The sequence below is a fragment of the Amycolatopsis sp. NPDC049691 genome (genome assembly GCF_040675005.1).
Lineage (GTDB): Bacteria > Actinomycetota > Actinomycetes > Mycobacteriales > Pseudonocardiaceae > Amycolatopsis.
Genome location: NZ_JBFANX010000022.1, coordinates 1 through 22485, shown reverse-complemented (window position 1 = coordinate 22485; position 22485 = coordinate 1). Strand labels below are relative to the sequence as shown.

Annotated in this window: 18 protein-coding genes; 16 read left to right on the top strand and 2 right to left on the bottom strand. The window is 71.3% G+C overall.

Annotated elements, in window-relative coordinates:
* Nucleotides 1-130: 130 nt before the first annotated feature.
* The 4 genes from lanKC (at nt 131) to AB0J40_RS37230 (ending at nt 6714) form a co-directional block, all read left to right on the top strand.
* The gene (lanKC, locus tag AB0J40_RS37245; protein WP_364463077.1) at nt 131-2692 is read left to right on the top strand and encodes a class III lanthionine synthetase LanKC; all 2562 of its coding nucleotides are present in this window, start codon (nt 131-133) and stop codon (nt 2690-2692) included.
* 37 nt (nt 2693-2729) lie between these two features.
* On the top strand, nt 2730-2873 hold the full coding sequence (locus AB0J40_RS37240) for a SapB/AmfS family lanthipeptide (protein ID WP_086673630.1): 144 nt from the start codon (nt 2730-2732) through the stop codon (nt 2871-2873).
* Between the two features lie 128 nt (nt 2874-3001).
* Nucleotides 3002-4666, top strand: coding sequence for an ABC transporter ATP-binding protein (locus tag AB0J40_RS37235; RefSeq protein WP_364463074.1), 1665 nt, complete (start codon nt 3002-3004; stop codon nt 4664-4666).
* Nucleotides 4663-6714 (top strand): ABC transporter ATP-binding protein, encoded by a 2052-nt coding sequence (locus tag AB0J40_RS37230; RefSeq protein WP_364463071.1) that lies wholly within the window; start codon nt 4663-4665, stop codon nt 6712-6714. Before AB0J40_RS37235 ends, AB0J40_RS37230 begins: the two co-directional genes overlap by 4 nt.
* A 234-nt stretch (nt 6715-6948) precedes the next feature.
* Here the strand turns inward: AB0J40_RS37230 and AB0J40_RS37225 are convergent, their stop codons facing one another.
* Together AB0J40_RS37225 and AB0J40_RS37220 are read right to left on the bottom strand one after the other, a co-directional pair.
* The gene (locus AB0J40_RS37225) at nt 6949-7362 is read right to left on the bottom strand and encodes a thioesterase family protein (RefSeq protein WP_364463068.1); all 414 of its coding nucleotides are present in this window, start codon (nt 7360-7362) and stop codon (nt 6949-6951) included.
* Nucleotides 7356-8636: a hydroxyacid-oxoacid transhydrogenase gene (locus AB0J40_RS37220; RefSeq protein ID WP_364463066.1), complete on the bottom strand. Its 1281-nt coding sequence runs from the start codon at nt 8634-8636 to the stop codon at nt 7356-7358. The genes AB0J40_RS37225 and AB0J40_RS37220 overlap by 7 nt, the downstream gene beginning before the upstream one ends.
* A gap of 135 nt (nt 8637-8771) precedes the next feature.
* On the opposite strand from AB0J40_RS37220, the gene AB0J40_RS37215 reads away from it, so the two are divergent.
* From AB0J40_RS37215 to AB0J40_RS37160, 12 genes are all read left to right on the top strand, one after another.
* A complete protein-coding gene (locus tag AB0J40_RS37215) occupies nt 8772-10430 on the top strand; it encodes a thiamine pyrophosphate-dependent enzyme (protein WP_364463425.1) in 1659 nt (552 codons plus the stop codon).
* 214 nt (nt 10431-10644) lie between these two features.
* Nucleotides 10645-10818: a hypothetical protein gene (locus tag AB0J40_RS37210; protein WP_364463063.1), complete on the top strand. Its 174-nt coding sequence runs from the start codon at nt 10645-10647 to the stop codon at nt 10816-10818.
* A gap of 206 nt (nt 10819-11024) precedes the next feature.
* Nucleotides 11025-11228 (top strand): cold-shock protein, encoded by a 204-nt coding sequence (locus AB0J40_RS37205; protein ID WP_086855961.1) that lies wholly within the window; start codon nt 11025-11027, stop codon nt 11226-11228.
* Between the two features lie 64 nt (nt 11229-11292).
* Complete coding sequence (locus tag AB0J40_RS37200; protein WP_364463061.1) at nt 11293-11517, top strand: heavy-metal-associated domain-containing protein; 225 nt, start codon at nt 11293-11295, stop codon at nt 11515-11517.
* 255 nt (nt 11518-11772) lie between these two features.
* The gene (locus AB0J40_RS37195; RefSeq protein ID WP_364463058.1) at nt 11773-12807 is read left to right on the top strand and encodes an NAD(+)/NADH kinase; all 1035 of its coding nucleotides are present in this window, start codon (nt 11773-11775) and stop codon (nt 12805-12807) included.
* Nucleotides 12804-13694 (top strand): thiamine pyrophosphate-dependent dehydrogenase E1 component subunit alpha, encoded by an 891-nt coding sequence (locus AB0J40_RS37190; RefSeq protein ID WP_364463055.1) that lies wholly within the window; start codon nt 12804-12806, stop codon nt 13692-13694. The genes AB0J40_RS37195 and AB0J40_RS37190 overlap by 4 nt, the downstream gene beginning before the upstream one ends.
* Before the next feature lie 18 nt (nt 13695-13712).
* Nucleotides 13713-14657 carry an alpha-ketoacid dehydrogenase subunit beta gene (locus AB0J40_RS37185; protein WP_364463052.1) on the top strand — a complete coding sequence of 315 codons (945 nt, stop codon included), beginning with the start codon at nt 13713-13715 and terminating at the stop codon, nt 14655-14657.
* A 93-nt stretch (nt 14658-14750) separates the two neighbouring features.
* Nucleotides 14751-16013, top strand: a complete 1263-nt coding sequence (locus AB0J40_RS37180; RefSeq protein ID WP_364463050.1) for a GAF domain-containing protein — start codon at nt 14751-14753, stop codon at nt 16011-16013.
* A gap of 22 nt (nt 16014-16035) precedes the next feature.
* Nucleotides 16036-17163, top strand: a complete 1128-nt coding sequence (locus tag AB0J40_RS37175) for a histidine kinase (RefSeq protein ID WP_364463047.1) — start codon at nt 16036-16038, stop codon at nt 17161-17163.
* A 107-nt stretch (nt 17164-17270) separates the two neighbouring features.
* Nucleotides 17271-18692 (top strand): hypothetical protein, encoded by a 1422-nt coding sequence (locus tag AB0J40_RS37170; RefSeq protein WP_364463044.1) that lies wholly within the window; start codon nt 17271-17273, stop codon nt 18690-18692.
* On the top strand, nt 18689-19657 hold the full coding sequence (locus AB0J40_RS37165) for a glutamate ABC transporter substrate-binding protein (RefSeq protein ID WP_364463042.1): 969 nt from the start codon (nt 18689-18691) through the stop codon (nt 19655-19657). The genes AB0J40_RS37170 and AB0J40_RS37165 overlap by 4 nt, the downstream gene beginning before the upstream one ends.
* 53 nt (nt 19658-19710) lie before the next feature.
* Complete coding sequence (locus tag AB0J40_RS37160) at nt 19711-22389, top strand: tetratricopeptide repeat protein (protein ID WP_364463039.1); 2679 nt, start codon at nt 19711-19713, stop codon at nt 22387-22389.
* Nucleotides 22390-22485 lie beyond the last annotated feature (96 nt).

Here is a 22485-nt window from a genome sequence, read left to right as displayed (position 1 = left end):
TTGCCTACCTCGGATAGCCCAGTTGAACCGCCGGGTTGGCGGATAGGCGCGAGGCCGTCCGGCGTGGGGGAATATTCCTCGTCCCGGAGCCGCGACGCCCCCGGGAGAACGCACGGAGGGGTATCTTCAGATGGACCTGCGCTACGAAGCTTATTGCTTCGCCGACCCGTTGTTCTATGACGAACAACAGGAAATCGGTGCGCCGGTCGACGATTTCGCGCAAGCGCTGTCGGCGCCGGACGGCTGGATCACCGCCGACCGCGGCGTCTGGCGGGCACTGCGTCCCGAGGGCCGCCGGCTTCCCGGCCAAGGGTGGAAGATCCACGTTTCCGCTGGTCTGGACAACGCGCGGCGCGTGCTCGTGCAGGTGCACGAGTACTGCGTCGAGCGCCGGATCTCCTACAAGCACCTCCGCTCACCGATGATCCTGCTCGCCCGGAATTCCAAATACGCTCCCCGTGACGGCAGCGCCAAGCTGATCACCATTTACCCGGCTGACGAGGACGAGCTGGAGCGTGTTCTGGAAGATCTGGCGGCCCGGCTCGATGGCGAGCACGGTGCCTATATCCTGAGCGACCTCAGATACGGCGCCGGCCCGCTCTACGTCCGTTACGGCGGATTCGCCGAACAGTGGGTGGAGCACGACGGCAACCGCGTCCTGGCGATCCGCAGGCCGGACGGCAGGCTCGTACCCGACAAGCGGGAACCGACGTTCTCCGTCCCCGACTGGGTGAAGATTCCGGCCTGTCTGCAGAGCAGCATCGCCGCGCGCAAGGGCGGCGACCCGGATCAGTTCCCGTATCGGGTGACGCGCTCCCTGCACTTCTCCAACGGCGGCGGCGTCTACCTCGCCGACCCCAAGGCGGGTGGCGACGAGGTCGTCCTCAAGGAAGCCCGGCCGTACGCCGGCCTGGACAAGGCGCGCATCGACGCCGTCGAACGGCTGCGCCGCGAGCACGCCGTGCTCGACCGGCTGGCGGGCGTCCCCGGCGTGCCGCGGGTGTTCGAGCACTTCACGGTCTGGGAGCACCACTACCTGGCCATGGAGTACATGCCGGGCAACTCGCTGGGCAACTGGCTGGCCCGCAACTACCCGCTGACCAGGCGCGGCACGACGGACGCCGACCTCGCCGCCTACGCCGAACGCGCGTTGGAGATCGTCGCGCGCGTCGAGCGGACGATCGAGGCGATCCACGCCCGCGGCATCGTCTTCGGCGACCTGCACCCCCTGAACATCCTCATCGACGAGGACGACGACGGCCGCATCTCCCTGATCGACTTCGAGATGGCCTTCGACGTCGAGTCCGGCGACCGCCCGGCACTGGGCGCGCCGGGCTTCCGCGCCCCGGCCGACCGCACCGGCTTCGAGATCGACGAGCACGCGATCGCGGCGTTGCGGCTGTGGCTGTTCCTGCCGCTCTCGCAGCTGATGGAGCTCGCGCCGTCGAAGTTGCGCGGCATCGCCGTCTTCGCCGAACGCCGGTTCGCGCTGCCCGCGGGGTACGCGGACGCCGCAGTCGCGGTGCTGGCCCCGCGTGCCGCTCCCGCGGAGCCGGCACCGGTCCACACCGAGCTCGACCAGGCGAAACCCGACTGGCCGCTGGTCCGCAAGCAGATCGCCGAAGCGATCCTGGCCAGCGCGACGCCCGAGCGCCAGGACCGGCTGTTCCCCGGCGACATCGAGCAGTTCCGGGTCGGCGGCGCCTGCTTCGGCGTCGGTGCCGCGGGCGTCCTGCACGCCCTTGACGTCATCGGCGCCGGCCGGTTCCCCGAGCACGAGCGCTGGCTCATCGATTCGATCCGCCGTGACCCGCCGACCCGGCCCGGCTTCTTCGACGGCAGCTACGGCATCGCCTACGTCCTGGAGAACTTCGGCCACCACGCCGAGGCGACCAAGCTGCTGGCGTCGTCCGCCGGGCTCGTCGAGCAGACGACCGACCACGCCCTGGAAGGCGGCCTCGCCGGCATCGGGCTGACGATGCTGCACTTCGCGACGGTCCGCCAGGACAACGAGTTCGGCCGCCAGGCCCTGACCACGGCCGTCCGGCTGGCGGAAGCGCTGGAGACGGCGGCGCCGCCGGGGAACTTCGCCCGCGCCGGCCTGCTGTCCGGCTGGTCCGGCCCCGCGCTGCTGTTCATTCGGCTGTTCGAGCGCACGGGCGAGCCGGCGTGGCTGTCCTTCGCCGACCAGGCGCTGTGCCGCGACTTCGAAGAATGCGTCGAGTCCGACGACGGCTCACTCCAGGTCCGCGACGGCGCGGCCCGCACGTTGCCCTACGCCGGCATCGGCAGCAGCGGAATCCTGCTGGTCGCCGAGCAGCTGGCCCGCCACCGCCCGGACGCCGAAGCCTGCGAGAGCCTCCCCGGCCTGCGCGAATCGTGCCGCGGCGAGTTCGTCATCCACCCCGGCCTGCTGTTCGGCCGGTGCGGGCTGGCGGTCGCGCTGGGCATGGACCCGGACCCGTCGCCGCCGATCCGCGCGGCGATCGACCTGCACCTGGCGCGCCTGGCTTGGTATGCGGTGCCGTTCAAGGGCGGCCTCGCCTTCCCCGGCAACCAGCTGCTGCGGCTGTCCATGGACGTCAAGACCGGCAGCGCGGGAATCCTCCTCGCGCTCGCCGCCCTCCTGGACGGCAAGGAGGTGCTGCCCTTCCTGGGCGGCACGCCGTCCCCCCAGACCACCGGTCGCTGACCGGCGGACCCGAAGGAAAACGAAGGAAGGAACACCGATGGAACTCGTTCTGGACCTGCAGGCCATGGAGACCCCCGAGGTGCTCGACGGCGGCCACGGTGGCGGTGGCGGCGGCACGTCGAACCTCAGCCTGCTGGCCTCCTGCGCCGACAGCACCATCAGCCTGCTGACCTGCCACTGACCTGGCGGATCGCCGGCAAGTAGTGCCGAGGTGAAGGGTGCGGGAGCGGCACAGGCCAAGTGCGCCGCTCCCGCGCTTTCATTCTGGCCCCGGTACCGCCTCGGCGGTACCTCGTCCGAAGGAGTGAGATGCGCGGCCCCGCCGATCGGTTGCTGGCCAGGGTGGCCGGCCTCGATCGCCCCCGGCTGGCCGCCGTCGTGGGTACCGCGCTGGTCGCCACCGCGGCCGGCCTGCTCCTCCCCGGCGCGCTCGCGGCAGCGGTCGACAGCGTTGTCGCGGGCCGCCGGAGCTGGCCCGAGGTCTCGTGGCTGTTGCTCGTCGGCGGCGCGGAGATCGCGGCCGACGTCGTCGGCGGCATCCTGACGACTCGCCTCACGGCGACGGCATCCGCGTGGCTGCGCCGCACGGTGTCCGACAAGCTCTTCGCGCTCGGCACCCGTTCACGCTTCGCCGAGGGCGACGCGATCAGCCGCCTAACCGGCGACTGCGTAGGCGCCGGCGGAATCGTCACAATCGTCATCCAGTGCGGCTCGATGCTGGTCATTTCGACCGGCGCCGTCGTCCTGCTTGCCCTCCTGGACTGGCGGCTCGCGCTCGTCTTCCTGGGCAGCATCCCGTTCGCGTTGCTGCTGGCCCGCAGCCACCTCCGCCGCACCGCCGACGACGTCCTCACCTACCAACGCGTTTCCGGCGAACTCGCGGCCCGCATGGTCGACGCGGTCGCCGGCCTCCGCACGATCGCCGCGTCCGGTACCGCCGACCGCGAAGCCGAGCGAGTTCTGCGCCCCCTGCCCAAGCTGACGCTCGCCGGCCAGGGCCTCTGGCGCACCCAGGCCCGAATGGTCTGGCGCGCAGGTCTGCTGACACCGGCGGTGGAGCTGTCCGTGCTGGCCGCGGCCGGCTTCGGCGTCCTCGCGGGCCGGCTCAGCATCGGCGACGTCGTGGCCACGCTCGGCTACGTCGCCCTCGGGCTCGGCCTGGTCACCCAGATCCCGCTGCTCACCATGTTGTCCCGGGCGCGCGGGTGCGCCGAACGGCTCGTCGAGGTCCTCGACGAGCCTGAGCCGGTGCCCGGCAAGCTCCCGCTCTTGCCCGGCGATGGCACTGTCGACCTCCACCACGTCGGCGTCACGGGCGCGCTGACGGAGATCGACCTCCGCATCGACGGCGGGACCTTCCTTGCGGTCGTCGGCCGGTCCGGCGCGGGCAAGTCCGCGCTGGCCGGCGTGCTCGGCGGACTGATAACCCCCGACGAAGGCCAGGTCCTCCTCGATGGCCGCCCGCTCGAGCGCCTCCACCGCGAGGAGCTGCGCGCGGTCGTCGGCTACGCCTTCGAACGGCCCGCGCTGCTCGGCGCCACGGTCGCCGACGCGGTCGGCTACGGCTCCTGGGCAGGCGAGTCGGCGATCCGCAACGCTTGTCGGATCGCGCAGGTCGACGAAGTTGTCGTCCGCCTGCCCGACGGCTACCGCACACCGTTGACCGAGACGCCGCTTTCGGGCGGCGAAGCCCAGCGCCTCGGGCTGGCCCGCGCGATCGTGCACAACCCGCGAGTCCTGATCTTCGACGACGCCACAGCCAGCCTCGACACGGTCACCGAGGCCGCGGTCGAGCGCGCCGTGGCCGGAGCGTTGCCCGGCCGTACGCGTGTCGTCGTGACCCACCGCGCGAGCACCGCGGCCCGCGCTGACCTGGTGGTCTGGCTCGAAGAGGGCCGGATTCGCGCGGTGGCCCCGCATGCTGCGCTCTGGATGGAGCCCGGCTATCGAGGCGTCTTCACGGAGGACGAGTGAGCCTGCGCCGGTTGTACTGGTCCGCTCTCGCCGGGCAGTGGCGTGGCGGTGTCGTGCTGCTCGGGTGTTCGCTGCTCGAAGGCGTACCGGCCTTCTTTTCGGGACGGCTGGTCGAGCTGTCGGTGGACCGCGGGTTCTCGGTCGGCGCCCCGGCCGCCGGCCTCGGCTGGCTGGCGTTGTTCGGGCTGGCCGCCGTGCTCGGGGCGTTCGGCGCGCGGATGGTGTGGCACCAGCTCGGCAAGGTGGTCGAGCCGCTGCGCGACGCCTTGGTGACCGCCGTCGTCCGCGGCGTGCTGCACGACGACTCCCCGCCGCGCAACCAGCCGGACTCCAGTGGCGTCGCCCGGATTACCCAGCACGTCGAGGTGGTGCGTGACGCGACCGCCGGCCTGCTGGTTCAGGCCCGGGGCATGCTGGTGACGACGGCGTCCGCGTTAGCCGGGCTCGTGACGGTCGCCGGTGCGCTGGTCGTCCCGGTCGCGGTGCCCGTGATCGCCTCGCTGGTCGCGTTCGTCTGCCTGCTTCCGTCTCTTGCTCGTCGTCAGCGCGCGTTGGCGCTGGCCGACGAGCACACTGCCGCGACGGCAGGCGCATCCCTCGCCGGGATGCGCGACATCGTGGCCTGTGGTGCCGAGCCCATCGCCGCGCTGGCGATGTACGACGCGGTCGACAAGCAGGCGAACGCCGCGATCCGCGTGGCGCGGTCGAGTGCCCTGCGGGCGCTGGTGATCTCGCTCGGCGGGTTCATCCCCTTGTTGCTCGCGCTCGCGTTGGCGCCAGGCCTGGTGGCTCGCGGTGAACTGACCGCGGGCGCGGCGCTGGGTGCGCTGGTGTACCTGGCCACCACGATGCAGCCGGCTCTGCGCGGCCTCGCGGCCACGGCCGGCACCGTCGTCCTCCGGTTGCTGGTCGCGCTTCGCAGGCTGGCCGAGACGGCCGAACTACCTGACGTGTCCGATGGCACGGCGACCCCGCGCGGCACCGGCGTCCAGGTCCACGGCGTGACGTTCGGCTGGGGTGCGACGGCCGAGCCGGTGGTCCGTGGGCTGGACCTGAGTCTGCGGCCGGGCGAGCACCTCGCGGTCGTCGGGCCGAGTGGTATCGGCAAGTCGACATTGGCCGGCTTGCTGACCGGGATGCTGACGCCTCAGGAGGGCCGGGTACTGCTGGGCGGCGTCCCGGTCCGGGACGTGCCCGCGGCACTCCGCCACGAGCTCGTGGCGCTGATTCCGCAGGAGGCTTACGTCTTCGCGGGAACACTGCGGGACAACGTCGGTCTTTTTGCTTCGTCCGCTTCGGACGACACGCTGTCGTCAGCTTTGGACACGGTGGGCGCGGGCGCGCTGCTGCGGCGCCTTGGCGGTCTCGACGCCGAGATCGGTCACGGCGGCGAAGGAATCTCCGCAGGCGAAGCGCAGATGCTCGCGCTGGCCAGGGTCTACGCCAGTTCGGCGGAGTTCGTGATCCTCGATGAAGCCACCTCCCATCTCGACCCGGTGTCGGAAGCCCGCGCGGAACGGGCCTTCGCCGCGCGGGGTGGTGTTCTGGTGGTGATCGCGCACCGGCTCTCGTCGGCTCTGCGTGCGGATCGGGTGCTCGTCATGGACGGTCGCGAGACCGCCTTGGGCCGCCACGCCGACCTGATGACCAGGTCGGCGCGGTACGCGGAGCTCATGCAAGCCTGGACGACACCGGTGGCTGGGGATTCAGCCACCGGTGCCGGTCCGGAGGGGGATGCAGGCGGCCGACCGGCCCCCGGTACCGGGGGCCGGCGGCCTGCAGGCAGTGGTGGGTCTGTTGGCGGGGCGCCTACCGGCAACAGACCCGTATCCAGTGCGCCTCCGTCACTGGGCACGGCAACTGCAACCGCCTCCGGGGCGCCTTCCGGCGACGGAGCCGCAGCTGCTGTTGGTCCGCGGGTGGACACAGGGTCCGTGGCCGACATGCCTGCCGGCGACGAATCTGTGCCCGGGTCGCCTTCTCACAACGGTGCCACCGGATCGACGCCTAGGTCGCCATCCGTGTCGCGAGCCGCTCGAGTGAGCTGACCACCCGTCCACTATGGACCGATCTTTTGCGCTTCCCAGCTTATCGCCGTCGATCGGGTGCGGAAGCCCTCGAACCGAATCTGTGGACAACTCGCCGATCTTCGGGGCGCCTGTGGACAACTCGCGACGATCGACCGGTTCTGTCGGTGCCGTCGTGCATGATCGGAAGTGCAGGACGAACCCGGCCCGGAAACCGGCACCGTCAAAGAGGAGGTGAACCGCCGGCGGTGTACGTCATCCGGGCTGTAGTGCTTCCAACGCCTCTCGCAGCTTGCCGGAGACCGGCGTCGGCCGGCGGGACTCGCGGTCCACGAAGACGTGCACGAAGTGCCCTTCCGCGACCAGGGACTCGTCGGCGGCGTACATGCCGATCTCGTAGCGCACGCTGGACTTCCCGAGGTGTGCCACGCGCAATCCCACCCGCAACGCTCCAGGAAAGGAAACCGATGAGTGATACCCGCAGTGCGACTCGACGCACAGCCCGATCACCTCCCCGGATTCGATGTCGAGGCCACCCTGCTCGATCAGCCATGTGTTGATCACGGTGTCCATCAGCGAGTAGTGCACCACGTTGTTGACGTGCCCGTAGACGTCGTTGTCCTTCCAGCGCAACGGAACCGTCTGCCAGTGCGGGTACCCGTTCACCACAGCGACACCGACTCGCGCAGGATGCCGGACAGATCGTCCGCGGTCGCCTCGCGGGGTGCGGTCGCCAGCAACCGTTGCTGCTTCAGCGTTCCCTCGACCAGCGAGTCCACATCGGACTCCGCGTAGCCGACGGCGCCGATGCCGTCCGGGATGCCGATCTGCCGCATCAGGTCGATCAGCACCGCGGGCAGGTGGTCGGCGAAGTCGCCGGGCCACTCGAAGTCGGGCGCCAGCAGGCGTGCGACGCGTAGGTGGCGGTCCGGTGCCGCGTCGAAGGTGAAGCGGAACGCGGCCGGCGCTGTCAACGACACGGCCATGCCGTGCGGCACCATCGGCTCGTCACCCGGGTAACCGTCCGGGTGGAAATCGCGCACCTGGCCGGCGATCGGGTACGCGTTGGCGTGCGGGATGTGTACGCCGGCGTTGCCGAACCCGAGTCCGGCGAACGTCGCGGCCAAGGCCATGGCTTCGCGTGCCTTGAGGTCTTCGCCGTCGCGTACGGCGGCGGGGAGGGCCCACGACAGCAGCCGCAGTGACTGCTCGGCGAACATGTCGGCCAGCGGGTTCGAGCCGCAGTACGGCACGCGCTGCTCCGGGCGCTTGCGCTCGAACTCGGTGTACGGCTTCGCGGTGTAGCTCTCCGCGGCGTGGCAGAGGATGTCCATGCCGCTGGCGGCGGTGACGCCGGCCGGCTGGCTGACCGTGAGCCGCGGGTCGACGACGGCGAGGGCCGGGCGCAGCCGCAGATGGCTGATCCCGCTCTTGACGCGCAGGGAAAGGACGTCCAGGACGCAGACAGTGGTGCTCTCCGAACCGGTGCCGGTGGTGGTGGGGACCGCGACCAGCGGCTTCAGCGGGCGGTCGGGCGCACGGCCGCCGCCGACCGGCGCGTTGACGTAGTCCATCAGCTCGCCGTCGTTGCTGGTCAGCAGGTTTGCGGCCTTCGCGGTGTCGATGGCCGATCCGCCGCCGACGGCCACGAAGGCGTCGTACGGGCCGGTTCCGCGCGCGAAGTCAACCGCCTTCTGCATGCTGACATCGGTGGGTTCGACGTGTACGCCGTCGAAGATCTCGGTCTCGATGCCGTAGCCCGCGATGCCGTCGGCGATGCGGCGCGGCCAGCCGGTCGCGGCGACCTGTGGATCCGTCACGACGAGCACGCGGTGCGCGCCGTACTGGGTCAGGTCGTAGCCGATCTCGTCGCTGGCGCCGGTGCCGTACTTCAACGCCGGTGCACCATAAGTAAAAACGGTTTCATGTTCGGTCGCGGTCAAGACTGCGGTCCTCGCTCCCTTGATCGGCTAGCAGTCGGTCAAAGCGGACATTCAGTCCATCCTTACCGGGTTTCGGCGAAGATCACTTGACTGCACTGAACGGTGCCCGCCTAAGCTCTCCTCATTAGATACCAACTGGGAGCGACCGTCGCCCAGACGGCCGTGCGGATCCTGACCGAGGCGCGTGTCCGCCGTGTGTACGCGGTGGTCGGTGAGTCCTTCCTCGAGCTGCTCGACGCCCTGCAGCGCGAGCGGGAGATCACCGTGGTCTCGGCGCGCCACGACGCGGGCGCTGCCTTCATGGCCGAAGCCGAAGGCAAGCTCACCGAACGGCCCGCCGTGCTGCTCGCCAGCCGGGGGCCGAGCGCGGCGAGCCTGGCGATCGGCGTCCAGACGGCGTACCAGGACGAGACGCCGATGGTCGTACTGCTGGAGACGCCGGCGACCGAACCGGTGCCGTCTTCGTCGGGGGAGCTGCCGACCTCGGACCTGACGGCCATGTTCGAGTCGATCGCCAAGTCGACTTTGCGGGTGACCGACCCGGACAGCCTGCCGGGGCTGCTCGCGCACGCGCTGACGACGTCGCAGGAGGGACGGCCGGGACCGGTCGTGCTCGGCGTGCCCTGCGACGTCTGGGGCATGCCCTACGACGCGGCGAAGCCGATGGCGCGGGTCCGGCCGCCGGCTTCCGGGACGCTGGGCCGTTCGGCGGACGCCGTCGCGCAACTGGTGGACGAGGCGAAGTACCCCGTGGTCATCGTCGGCGGGCGGGCTCGGTCCGCGCGCGACGAGCTGATCGCGGTCGCCGACGAGCTCGCGCTGCCCGTCTACAACGCCTTCCGGCGGCAGGACGCCTTCCCGGAGAACCACGCGCGGTACGCCGGCCACCTCGGGCTCGGCATCCCCGCGCGGCAGCTGGACGCCTTGGAACGGGCCGACCTGGTGCTCGCGCTCGGCACGCAGCTCGACGAGGTCACGACCCAGGCCTACCGCTACCCGACCGCCCAGCAGACGTTGGTCATGGTCGGCACCGGCATCGACGTCAGCCCGAAGCGGCGCGGCCTCACCTTCCGGGTCGACTCGGAGGTCGAGCCGTTCCTGCGAGAGCTGCGCGAGGTCGCTTCTCCGCGGACACGGCGGGCGTCGGCTGCCAACGCCGCGGTCCACACCTTCATGACGCCGCCGGACACCAGCGGCAACACGCGGGTGCACCCCGTCGACGTCGTCCGCGCGCTGCGGAAACTCGCGCCCGAGGACACCATCGTCACCAGCGACGCGGGCAACTTCGCGCAGTTCATGCACCGGTACTGGTGCTTCACCGCGCCGCGCAGCCAGCTCGGGCCGAGCAACGCCGCGATGGGCTACGCCGTGCCGGCCGCGGTGGCGGCGAAGCTGGCCGAGCCGCGGCGGACCGTCGTCGCCATGGTCGGCGACGCGGGTACGTTGATGACAGGACAGGAGATCGAAACCGCCGTCCGGTACCGGGCGCCGGTGATGGTCGTCGTCTTCCAGAACGGCGTCCACGGCGCCCTCGCCATGCACCAGGCCCGCACGCACGGGCGGCTGTCCGGGGTGTCCATCCCGCTGACCGACTTCGCGTCGTGGGCGCGTGGACTCGGCGCGGCGGGGTACACGGTGGACGACCGGGAGGAGCTCGAGCCGATCATCGCCAGCGCGCTGGTGCGGCAGCGGCCGTGCGTCATCGACGTGCGGACGGACCCGGACGTCGTGACCCCGGACGTGCGGCTTTCGGCCCTGCTCGGGCAGGCGCGCCCGCAACCTCCCGCCCAGTAAGGGTTTTGCTCGGTTTCGCTTCGGGAAACGCCGGGAAAGTTGTGTGGTAGCACAGCGATGGCTCGGGTAATCTGACGGTGTTCCGGTGGTGGTTCGCCGCTGAACGTTCCCGGCCGGGTCCCGGCGGGAGACAACCGGTTTCTGTCGGTGCCGCATGGCACCATCGCGGTCATCACCCGCAGGGAAGCGGGTAGGGAACGAGGGGAGTTTCGACGTGACCGATCACCAGCACGCATCCGAACCAGCGCGGAAGTCCTCCGGCGTCGTGCCGGTGCTGTTCAGCGCCAGTGCCGAGGCCCACGACGACGCCGTGGTCGCAGCGGAGCACGACACCGCCTGGCGGTCGCCGTTCGGCGCGGAAGGGCTGCGTCCGGCGAGTGGCGAATAGCTCACCCCGCCCGGGTGAAGACCGCTTGTCCGCCCTCCTCGAGGTGTGCTTTACTGCTCTAGGTCTCGATTTTTGTGTTCGTGTTGAGTCACGCTCGCAGAACTCAGCGGGCGTAGTGTCTCCTCGCCGAGGAAGCAAACCGTCCGGGTGTTGACCCGGGTCGCCGAAGTGGCTTCCTGTTTTGGTGTTGCATTTGGAGATTTTTGATGACTCAGGGCACTGTGAAGTGGTTCAACTCCGAGAAGGGGTTCGGCTTCATCACCCCCGACAACGGTGGCGGCGACGTCTTCGTTCACTACAGCGAGATCCAGGGTAGCGGCTTCAAGAGCCTCGAGGAGAACGCTCGCGTCGAGTTCGAGATCGGCCAGGGCCAGAAGGGCCCGCAGGCCACGTCGGTCACCGTGATCTGACTTTGATCTTGGGAAAGGGCCGTCACCCGTTCGGGGTGGCGGCCCTTTTCGTATGCTGCGCACCATGATCGAGCACGGTTACACCGTCTCCGGGATGAGCTGCGGACACTGCGCCCAGTCGGTCACCGAAGAACTCACCAGTCTGCCGGGAGTGACCGAAGTGGACGTCGACGTCGCGACCGGCCGGGTGGTCGTCCGCGCCGGGACGGCGTTGGCGGAAGACGACGTCCGTGGCGCGGTCGAAGAGGCCGGCTTCACCTACCAGGGCACGGCGAGCCTCGTCTCGTAGCCTTCCGCCGGCGCGCGGCCTCGGTTGGTTCTTCTCCGGCGACCGGCTCTCCAGGTTGGACAGTCCACTGGAGATCGAAACGCCGGTGTGACGTTCCGCTCAGTCGAGGTAGTGCCCGCAGGTGCACGCAACTGTGACCGGCGTCGCACGTCAAAGCCGGCGGTCTCATCGTGCACACTGCAACGCCCTGCAACCCTTCCGCTACCACCCGGTCTCGGGATCTCCTGTTCTCCAGTGCGGTCTCAGGAGGTCAGGTTGGGCGAAACGGTGGCGGGGATCGTCGCTAATCCGGCTTCGGGGCGGGACATCCGCCGGCTGGTTGCGCAGGCTTCCGTGTTCCCCACCGCGGAAAAGGCGAACATGGTCCAGCGGCTGCTGGCCGCCTTCGCCGTCACCCGGCTCGACCGCGTCCTCGTCTCCACCGACCTCGGGGGCATCTCCGCCTCCGTACTCAAGGCGCTCGGACGGGGCGGGAGCTGGCCCGAAGTCGACTTCTGCGACGACTACCCCCTCACCGGCACCGCCGCCGACACGACCAATGCCGTGCGGCGGATGGTGGAGGCCGGCGCCGGGGTCATCGTCGTCCTCGGCGGGGATGGCACTGCCCGTGTTGCCGCCGCTGCCTGCGAAGACGTTCCGATCCTCGCCCTCTCCACCGGGACCAACAACGCCTTTCCCCAAATGCGGGAGGCGACCGTCGCCGGGTTGGCCGCCGGGCTGATCGCCTCCGGGCAGGTCGATCCCGATCTCGTCACCCACCGCGTCAGCGTGCTCGAAGTCGTCACCAAAGCCCGGCGGGAGATCGCGCTCGTCGACGTCTGCGTTTCGCTCAGCCGACACATCGGGGCGCGGGCGCTGTGGGATCCCTCCTCGCTCACGGAGCTCTACTGCACCTTCGCCGAACCCGACGGCATCGGCCTCTCCAGCGTTCCTGGACAACTCTGCCCGAGCCCGCGGTCCAGTCCGACCGGCGTCGCGTTGCAGCTCGGGCCCGTCGGGGAGACGCCGTACGTCGTCCACGCACCCATCGCGCCCGGGCTCGTGCGGCCCGTCGGCGTCCGCGGGTGGGGCGTTCTCGAACCCGGTGTGCGTGTCGAACTCGCCGCCGCCGGGGGCGTCATCGCGCTCGACGGCGAGCGCGAACTCGAACTCAAGACCGGTGAAAGCGCCTTCGTCGAGCTCAAACCGGATGGCCCGTGGGTCGTCGACGTCCGGGCGGCGATGGCCGAGGCCGCGAGGAAAGGGCTGTTGCGCACGGAAACCGAGCTGGGGAAGGAGCGTCGAAGATGACGGACGCCCTGCGGGAGGCGTATCGGGTGATGCGCACCATCCGGACCTTCGAAGAACGCGTGCGCGACGAGGTCGCGACCGGCGAAATCCCCGGGTTCGGGCACCTCCACGCCGGTGAGGAGGCCTCGGCCGCGGGGGTCTGCGCCCACCTCGACGACCGCGACGCCATCGCCAGCACCCATCGCGGTCACGGCCACTGCATCGCCAAGGGCGTCGACGTCAAGGCCATGATGGCCGAGATCTACGGCCGCAAGACAGGATCCTGTCACGGCAAGGGTGGCTCCAGGCACATCGCCGACCTCTCGAACGGCATCGTCGGCGGCGGCCCGCCCCTCGTCTGCGGCACCGCCCTCGCCGCCAAGCAGCAGCACACCGGCGGCGTCGGCGTCGCCTTCTTCGGCGACGGCGCCGGCAACCAGGGCACCACGCTGGAAGCGCTCAACCTCGCCTCGGTCTGGGACCTGCCCGCCCTGTTCATCGCCGAGAACACCGGCTACGCCGAAGCGACGGCGAGCGCCTGGTCCGTCGCCTCGGACAACATCGCCGACCGCGCCGCCGGGTTCGGGGTGCCCGGCGTGATCGTCGACGGATTCGACTTCTTCGCCGTCCACGAAGCCGCCGGCGAAGCCATCGAACGCGCCCGCGGCGGCGGGGGCCCGACGCTCATCGAGGTCAAGTTCACCCGCTACTCCGGCCAGCGCGAAAGCCTCGACTGCCTCAAGTGGTTCCGGGACCGCGTCACCGACAGCGGCGAGCTGGACCCGAACGTCCTCGACGCCATCGACGCCGAGGTCGCGAAGCTCATCGAAGAAGCCGTCTCCGAAGCGAAGGCCGCGCCGAAACCCACGAAGGACGACCTCGAAACCGACGTCTACGTCTCGTACTGAGTACTGAAAGGGCAGGCCATGGCACGCACGATCAGCTACCGCGAGGCCATCGACGAGGCGCTCGCCCAGGAGCTGGCCCGCGACGAGTCGGTCATCGTCATGCGCGAGAACAACGCGGGCGTCACCACGGGCCTCTTCCGCAAGTTCCCCGGCCGCGTGCTCGACACGCCCACCTCCGAGTCCGCCTTCGTCGGCGCGGCGATCGGCGCCGCGACGCGCGGGCAACGGCCGGTCGCCGAAGTCGACTTCATGGGCGTCTGCTTCGACCAGATCTTCGACCAGGCCGCCAAGTTCCGGTACATGTTCGGCGGCACCGCGCGCACCCCCGTCGTCATCCGCACGATGTACGGCGCCGGGGCGCAGCACTCCCAGTGCCTGTACCCGATCTTCACGCACATTCCCGGCCTCAAAGTCGTCGTGCCGTCGAGCCCGTACGAGGCGAAAGGGCTGCTCATCCAGGCCATCCGCGACGACGACCCGGTGATCTTCTGCGAGCACAAGGCCCTCTACGACACCAGCGGCGACGTCCCCGAGGACAGCTACCCGATCCCGTTCGGCGAGGCGAACGTCGTCCGCGACGGCGGTGACGTCACGATCGTCGCGTTCGGCCGCATGGTCGCCGTCGCCGAAGAAGCCGCAAAAGAGCTGGCAGGCAACAAGATAGAAGCCGAGATCATCGACCCCCGCACCACCAGCCCGCTCGACACGGACACGATCCTGAAGAGCGTCGGGAACACCGGACGCCTGGTCGTCGTCGACGAAGCCTCGCCGCGCTGCAACCTCGCCACCGACATCTCCGCGCTCGTCGCGAAGGAAGCGTTCGGCGCACTGCGGGCCCCGATCGAGATGATGACGCCGCCGCACACGCCCGTCCCGTTCTCCGACGCGCTCGAGGACCTCTACCTCCCCGACGCGCAGAAAGTCGTCAACGCGGCGAAGGCGGTCGTGGAGTACCGGCGATGACCAACTGACCCACCCCGCCTCCGGCGAGATCGTCGCCACCTTCCGATCAGCGAACCGAAAAGGCAGACTGAGGCGGAGCGCAAGGAGTGGCGGTTGGGTCAGCGAGACCTCGAGGCAGCGTTGCCGGCCGGGGCCGACCCCCGGCGGCACGCCCGTGTCCTCGCCCAGGTGCACGAAGCGGCCCTGTCGGGCAAGGAGCTGCCCAGCAGGCCACGGCCGGTCGTCGACGCGTCCTGGCAGCGGATGCTCCGCCTCGGCATGGACCCCGACAGCCGCGCCGCCGCGCCCGTCCTGACCGTCGAACAGCTCGAAGCGCGCCGCCGCGCCAGCGGGCTCGCCGAGGCGCTGCCGACCTTGCGCGGCGGCCTGACCAGCGTCGCCGAGCAGGCCGCGCACATCATGGTGATCGTCGACGCGGGCGGCAAGGTCCTCTGGCGCGACGGCAGCGCCGCGATCCGCCGCCGCGCCGACGGCCTCGGCTTCGTCGAAGGCGTCGACTGGCAGGAGGAAGCCGTCGGCACCAACGCGATCGGCACCGCCCTCGTCGCGCGCCGCCCGGTCCAGATGTACGCCGCCGAGCACTACGTCCGCGCCCACCACTCCTGGACGTGCGCCGCCGCGCCGCTGCACGACCCGCGCGACGGCAGGCTGCTCGGCGTCGTCGACCTCTCCGGCCCGGCCTCGACCGTCCACGCGACGACGTTGGCGCTGGTCGACGCGGTGACGCGGCTCGCCGAGTCCCAGCTGCGCACCACCCACCTCACCGAACTTGAACGGCTGCGCGGCTTCGCCGTTCCCGTGCTCGCGAAGGTTGGGGGGCGCGCCGTCGTCGCCGACGAACACGGCTGGGTCGCCGCGGCCGCCGGCCTCGCCCCGGTCGACCGGATCGCGCTGCCCGCGAACCTCGCGCCCGGCGGGGTCTGGCTGCCGGCGTACGGCCACTGCGCGGTCGAGCCCGTCCCCGGCGGCTGGCTGATCCGCCCCACCGAGACCGAGGCCGCCCCGCCGACCCGGGTCGTCCTCGACGTCCGGTCGCCGCGCGCCCCCGAGCTCACGGTGGCCGGCGCGGCCGGCACCTGGACGCACCGGCTCAGCCCCCGCCACGCCGAGATGCTGTACGTCCTGGCCAGCCACCGCGACGGCCGCTCGGCGTCCGAACTGTCCTCGGACCTCTTCGGCGACGCCAGCCGCGCGGTGACCGTCCGCGCCGAGATGTCCCGGCTGCGCCGGCACTTCGGCGGCATCCTCGGCGCCAAGCCCTACCGCTTCGCCGACGACGTCGAAGTGCTGGTCCGGCGGCCGCCGAGCCCCGAAGCCGTGCTGCCGCACTCGCTCGCCCCGGCCATCCGCGGCTGAGCCCGCCCGGGAAGATGGGGCCGTGCCGAACCGCCCCCTGCTCCCGGACACCATCGCGCCGAGCTGGCTCGTGGTGCAGGTGCTCGGCACCCTCTTCATCGCCGGGACGCTGCTCACCGCGCGCGAGCCGAACCCGTGGATCTGGGTCGCGTACGGCGTCTCGAGCGCCTGCTGGCTCGGCTTCGTCGCGCTCGCGTCCCGGCGGCCGAAGACGGCGGCCGCGCTGCTCGCCGTGGCCGGCGCGCTGCCCGCGGCGTTCGTCGGCCGGGCCGCGGACTCCTCGGCGATCCTGATGGCCGTCATCCCGCTCGGCAGGCTCGCGGCGCTCACCACGGTCGGCGTCGGCGCGATCGTCGGCGTGGGCCTGCTGGAGATGGCCCTCGCCGGGACGGCGCACCTCGTCGCCGGGCACTCGCTCGGTGCCGCGCTCGCCGACGCCGCCGTGATGCTGCTGCTCGTCCTGGTCGGCCTCAACCGCCGCCAGTACGAGGTCCAGGCCACCCAGGCCGAGGCGCTGCTCGAACAGACCCGGCTCGCCCAGGCCGAACACGCCCGCGCCGCCGCGCTCGACGAACGCACCCGCATCGCCCGCGAGATCCACGACGTCCTGGCGCATTCCCTTGGCGCACTGGGCGTCCAGCTCGAACTCGCCGAAGCCCTGCTCACCGAACGGTCCGATGTGGACGGTGCACTGCGGTCGGTCCGGCGGTCGCGCCGCCTGGCCGCCGACGGGCTCGCCGAAGCGCGCAACGCCGTCGCCGCGCTGCGCCGGGACGTCCCGCCGCCGGCCGACGCCCTCGCCGCGATCGCCGCCGAGCACGCCGGCAACCACGGCGTCGAGGTCGGCTTCGAGACGGACGGCGAACCCCGGCCGTTGCCGTCCGCCGCGGTCGTCGCGCTCGTCGGCGTGGCCCGGGAAGCGCTGACGAACGCGGGCAAGCACGCGCCCGGCCAGGACGTCCGGATGCGGCTGGAGTACGACTCAAAAGAGGTCCGGCTCGAGGTCCGCAACCCGCAAAGCGAATTCACTCGGACAGGTGAAGGTTTCGGGTTGGCGGGCATGCGGGAGCGGCTCGCGCTGGTCGGTGGCACGCTCGAATCGGGCCCCGAGGACGGCTACTGGCGCGTACTCGCCGAAATCCGGGGCTGAAGGCGCGCCCCGAGATCACGTGCTGGTGACGGCGGGTGGTGCCCGTGCCCGCACACGAGGCCACTCGGCTACCTTCTTGCGGGAAGGCTTTCGGGGAGGAATCGGGGATGACCAGCACTGCGACGGCCCCGGGTCCCACGGCGCCCGCGCCGGGACCCCCACCGCCGCCGCCACCGGACGGCCGGGACCGCGCCGGGGGCCGCAGCGGCCTCCTCGGGCTGCTGGATCTGCCCGGACAGGCGGTCCGCGCGATCATCCGGTCCGCCGCGACCACCCCCGGCAGGCTCACCGTCATCGCCGTCGCGCTGGTGCTCCTCGCCCTGGTCGCCGGCACCGTCGCGACGCTGTCGGTGCAGGACCGCGACGACACGATCAGCGGCGTCATCGACCACCGCGAACCCCTCGCCGCCGCCGCGCAGCAGGTCTACAAGTCGCTCTCGGACGCCGACGCGACCGCCGCCAGCGCGTTCCTCTCCATCGGCACCGAACCGCCCGAGCTGCGGTCCCGCTACGAGCGTGACATCGCCGAAGCCGGCGCCGCCCTCGCGAAGGCCGCCTCCGACTCCTCCGACGTCGCCGCCGCGGCCGCCCCGGTCGACGTCCTCAACCAGTCGCTGCCCGTCTACACCGGCCTCGTCGAGACCGCCCGCGCGAACAACCGCCTCGGCTATCCCGTCGGCGCGTCCTACCTGCGCGAGGCCTCCGAGCTGATGCGCGCGAAGATCCTGCCCGCCGCGCAGGACCTCTACCGCGTCGACACCGAGCGGCTGATCGAGGAGCAGGACAGCTCCACCGGCTTCCCGTGGCTCGCCACGATCCTGATGGTCGCGCTGCTGGCCGCGCTCGTCGTCGCGCAGGTCTACCTGACCCGGCGGACCAACCGGGTGCTCAACATCGGGCTGGTCGTCGCCACGGCCGCCGTCGTCGTGTCGCTGCTGTGGGGCTCGGTCGCGCTGATCGTGCAGGGCAGCCTGGTCGGCAGCGGCCAGGACGACGGCTCGCACCGCGTCGACGTGCTCGTCCGCGCGCGGATCGCCGCGCTGCAGGCCCGCGCCGACGAGACGCTGACGCTGGTCGCCCGCGGCGACGGCGCCGCGTACGAGAAGGACTTCGGCGCCAACGCCGCCCAGCTCGTCGGCCCCGACGGCCAGGGCGGCCTCCTCGGCGAAGCCCGCGGCCTGATCACCGACGGCGACGGCGCGAAGAAGGTCGCCGACGCGACCAAGGCCGCGCAGGACTGGCTGGCCGCGCACAAGCAGGTCCGCGGCCAGGACGACTCCGGCCAGTACCAGGAAGCCGTCGACACCGCCGTGCTCGAGGACCGCAAGACCGGCTCCGCCCCGGCGTTCCGGCGGCTCGACGACAGCCTCCAGTCGGCGATCGACGTCGGCAGGCAGCAGTTCCTCGACGACACCCACGACGGCGACGCCGCGCTGACGCTGCTGGCGCCCGGCCTCGCCGTGCTCGCGGTGGTCGCCGCGGCGGGTGTCACCATGGGAATCCGGGAACGACTGAGGGAGTACCGGTGAGCAGGCGGGGGAACACGGTCCGGGCGGGCGTGCTGGCGCTCGTCGCGCTGCTCGCGGCGTCCTGCGGCAGCCCCGGAAAGCCGGTCGACCCGGCGCCGGTGAGCAACGCGGCCTGGCCGCAGCCCGCGCACGTCGGCGGGCCGGACTCGACCGCCGGCGGCGGCGCCGACACCAGCTGCAACCCGCTGGCCAGCCTGCCCGCCAACGGCACCATCGCCGCCGACTCGACCATGGCGAAGATCAAGGAACGCGGGAAGCTGATCGCCGGCGTCGACCAGACCACCTACCTCTTCGGGTTCCGCAACCCCACCTCGGGCAACCTCGAGGGCTTCGACATCGACATGGTCAACGCGATCGCCCGCGCCCTGTTCGGCACCTCCGAGGGGCACGTCCAGTTCCGCGCGATCCCGTCTTCGCAGCGCGAGGACGTCCTGCAGGCGCACCAGGTCGACGTCGTGGTCCGGACCTACAGCATCACCTGCGACCGGCGGAAGAAGGTCCAGTTCTCCTCGGTGTACTACGTCTCCGGGCAGCGGATCCTGGTCGCCAAGGAGTCGAAGGCCGAGAAGCTGTCCGACCTGACCGGCAAGCGCGTGTGCGCGGCGAAGAAGTCGACGTCGCTGGCGAAGATCGCGACCGACCCGGCGAAGGTCGTGCCGGTCTCGGTGGACAACTGGTCCGACTGCCTGGTGATGCTCCAGCAGGGCCAGGTCGCCGCGGTGTCGACCGACGACACGATCCTCGCCGGGATGGCCGCGCAGGACCCGACGCTCAAGGTCGTCGGCGACCAGTTCACGCAGGAGAACTACGGCATCGGCATCCCCAAGGACAACGAGGACATGGTCCGCTACGTCAACGCGGTCCTCGACGAGATCCGCGGCACCGGCGTCTGGCAGGACAGCTACCGCAAATGGGTGGAGCCCTCGCTCGGGCCGGCGTCGCCGCCGTCGCCGCAGTACCGGTGAGCGCGTCGCGACTAGGATTGGTCCCCGCAGGCCGGGGATCTGGGAGGTAAGCAGTGTCGGAGGAGCCGCGCCGTCCTCGGCACGCCGCGCCGGACGAGGAGTCGCCGCCGGCCACGCCGAGCTGGCAGCCGCCGCCACCGGTGCGGTGGGAGACGCCCGAGCCGTCGATCTCGGGCCGCCTCGACGACGGCGCGCCGTCCGGGGGCTCCCGCGGCGAGGAGACCGTCATCCACGCGCCCGTGCGCCGTCCGCCGACCCCGCCGGGCGGCCAGCCCGCGGCCGTCCGCGGGACGATCCCGGGCGCCGAAGACCCGACCCGGCCGCCGGGCAGCATCAACCCCGTCCTGCCGCCGGTCCAGGCCACGCAGGCGGTCGCGCCGCCGACGCAGGCGGTCCGCCCGGACCCGAACGCGCCGCAGCCGACGAGCGTGCTCGCCGCGCCCGCCCCGGAGACCCAGAGCATCATGCCGCCGGCGCCGCGGCCGGACACCGGCCCCGACACGCCGCTGCCCGACCCGGGCACCGAAAGCGTGCTGCCCGAACGCAGCAGCGAAGGCAGGCACACGGGAACCGGCACCGGAACCGGGACGGGCACCGGCAGTGGTTCGGGCTCCGGCTCGTTCCCCGGCACCTCGCGGTGGACGTCGTCGCGGACGTCCCGCTCCCGCCGCGGCCGCCTCGGCGCCGGCCTGGTCGAGGTCCCGCCGGTGCCCGCGCGCGACCCGGCGTCGGCGGTGCTGAAGAACCCCGTGGTGTCGGAGGAAAAGCGCTTCTGCGGCAACTGCAGCGCGAAGGTCGGCCGCGGCAAGGACGGGAAACCCGGTGCCGCGGAAGGGAAGTGCGACAACTGCGGCGCGCCGTTCTCGTTCGTCCCGAAGCTGCAGCCGAACGAGCTCGTCGGCGGCCAGTACGAAGTCCTCGGCGCGCTCGCCTACGGCGGCCTCGGCTGGATCTACCTGGCGCAGGACCACAACGTCAGCGACCGCTGGGTCGTCCTCAAAGGACTGATCGACACCGGTGACCAGACGGCGATGGCCGCCGCGGCCAACGAGCAGCGGTTCCTCGCCGAGGTCGAGCACCCCAACATCGTCAAGATCCACAACTTCGTGCAGCACCCGGACGCGCACAGCGGCACGACCACCGGCTACATCGTCATGGAGTACGTCGGCGGCCAGTCGCTGCGGCAGCTCGCGCTGGCCCACCACCGCGAAAGCCGCCGCCCCGAGCCGCTGCCGATCGGCCAGGTCATCGCGTACGGGCTGGAGATCCTGCCCGCGCTCGGCTACCTGCACAGCCAGGGCCTGCTCTACTGCGACCTCAAGCCGGACAACGTGATCCAGACCAACGAGCAGCTCAAGCTGATCGACCTGGGCGCGGTCCGCCGGATGGACGACTACGAAAGCCCGCTGTTCTTCACCACCGGCTACAGCGCGCCGGAACTGGCGAAGCAGGGCGCGTCGGTCGCGTCGGACCTGTTCACCGTCGGGCGCACGCTCGCCGTGCTCAGCTTCGAGTTCACCGGCTACACCACCAAGTTCAAGACCACGCTGCCCGGCCCGGACACCGTCCCGCTGTTCGCGCTCTTCGGCTCCTACTACCGGTTCCTGCGCCGTGCGACGCACGCCGACCCGGACCGGCGGTTCCTCTCCGCCGAGGAGATGGGCGACCAGCTGACCGGCGTGCTGCGCGAGATCATGGCGCTCGGCACCGGCAAGCCGCGGCCCGGCGCGTCGACGGTGTTCGGTCCCGAGAGCCGCACCTTCGGGGTGCAGCTCGTCGTGCCGGAACAGGGCCAGAGCGTGCCACTGCCCGGCTCCGACGAGGTCGTCGCCGGCCTGCCCATCCCGCAGGTCGACACCGACGACCCGGCGGCCGGCGTGCTCGCGACGACGACCGCGCTCGACCCGCGCGGCGCGATCGAGGCGCTGGCCGGCGCGCCACGCGAGTCGATCGAGGTGCGGCTGCGGATCGTGCGCGCCCGGATCGAGCTGGGCGAGCTGTCCGAAGCACAGCGGCAGCTGCAGGCGGCGCAGTACCTGGCGATCAAGAACGGCTTCCCGCACGACTGGCGGATCGACTGGTACCGCGGCCTGATCGAGCTGGCCGGCGGCCGCTCGCGCGTCGCGCAGGTCGCGTTCGAATCGGTCTACGACGACCTGCCGGGCGAGATCGCGCCGAAGCTCGCGCTGGGCATCAGCGCCGAAGGCGTCGGCGACTACTTCGCCGCCGCGCGCTTCTACGAACTCGTCTGGCGCACCGACCGCACGTACGTCAGCGCGGCGTTCGGCCTGGCTCGCGTGTACCTCGCGCAGGGCGCGCGCAACAGCGCCGTCGAGGTGCTCGAGACGGTCCCGCCGTCCTCGACGCACTACGTCGACGCGCAGGTCGCGGCCATCAAGATCAAGACGACGGCGACCAAGGCCAACGGCCGCGAGACCCCGGTCACCGAACACGACCTGCTGGACGCGTCGTCCCGGCTCGAGCGGCTCCGGCTGGACCTCGAACGCCAGACGCGGCTGTCCGCGGGCGTGCTCGAAGCCGCGCACGACTGGCTCAAGCAGGGCAAACCGTCCCCGGGCGCCCGGGTGCTGGGGTGCCAGCTGGAGGAACGCGAACTGCGGTTCGGGCTGGAACGCTGCTACCGCGCGCTGGCCCGGCTGGCGAGCACGGTCGACGAGCGCGTCAAGCTCGTGGACCGCGCCAACGCCATCCGGCCGCGGACCCTGACCTAGGTGTACTGACCACGGTGGTTGGGTACGGGACGACACGTGATCGGATGATCTTGGTGTAAGGGAGGGCCTCCGGGTTCGGTGTGGATTGCGACATCT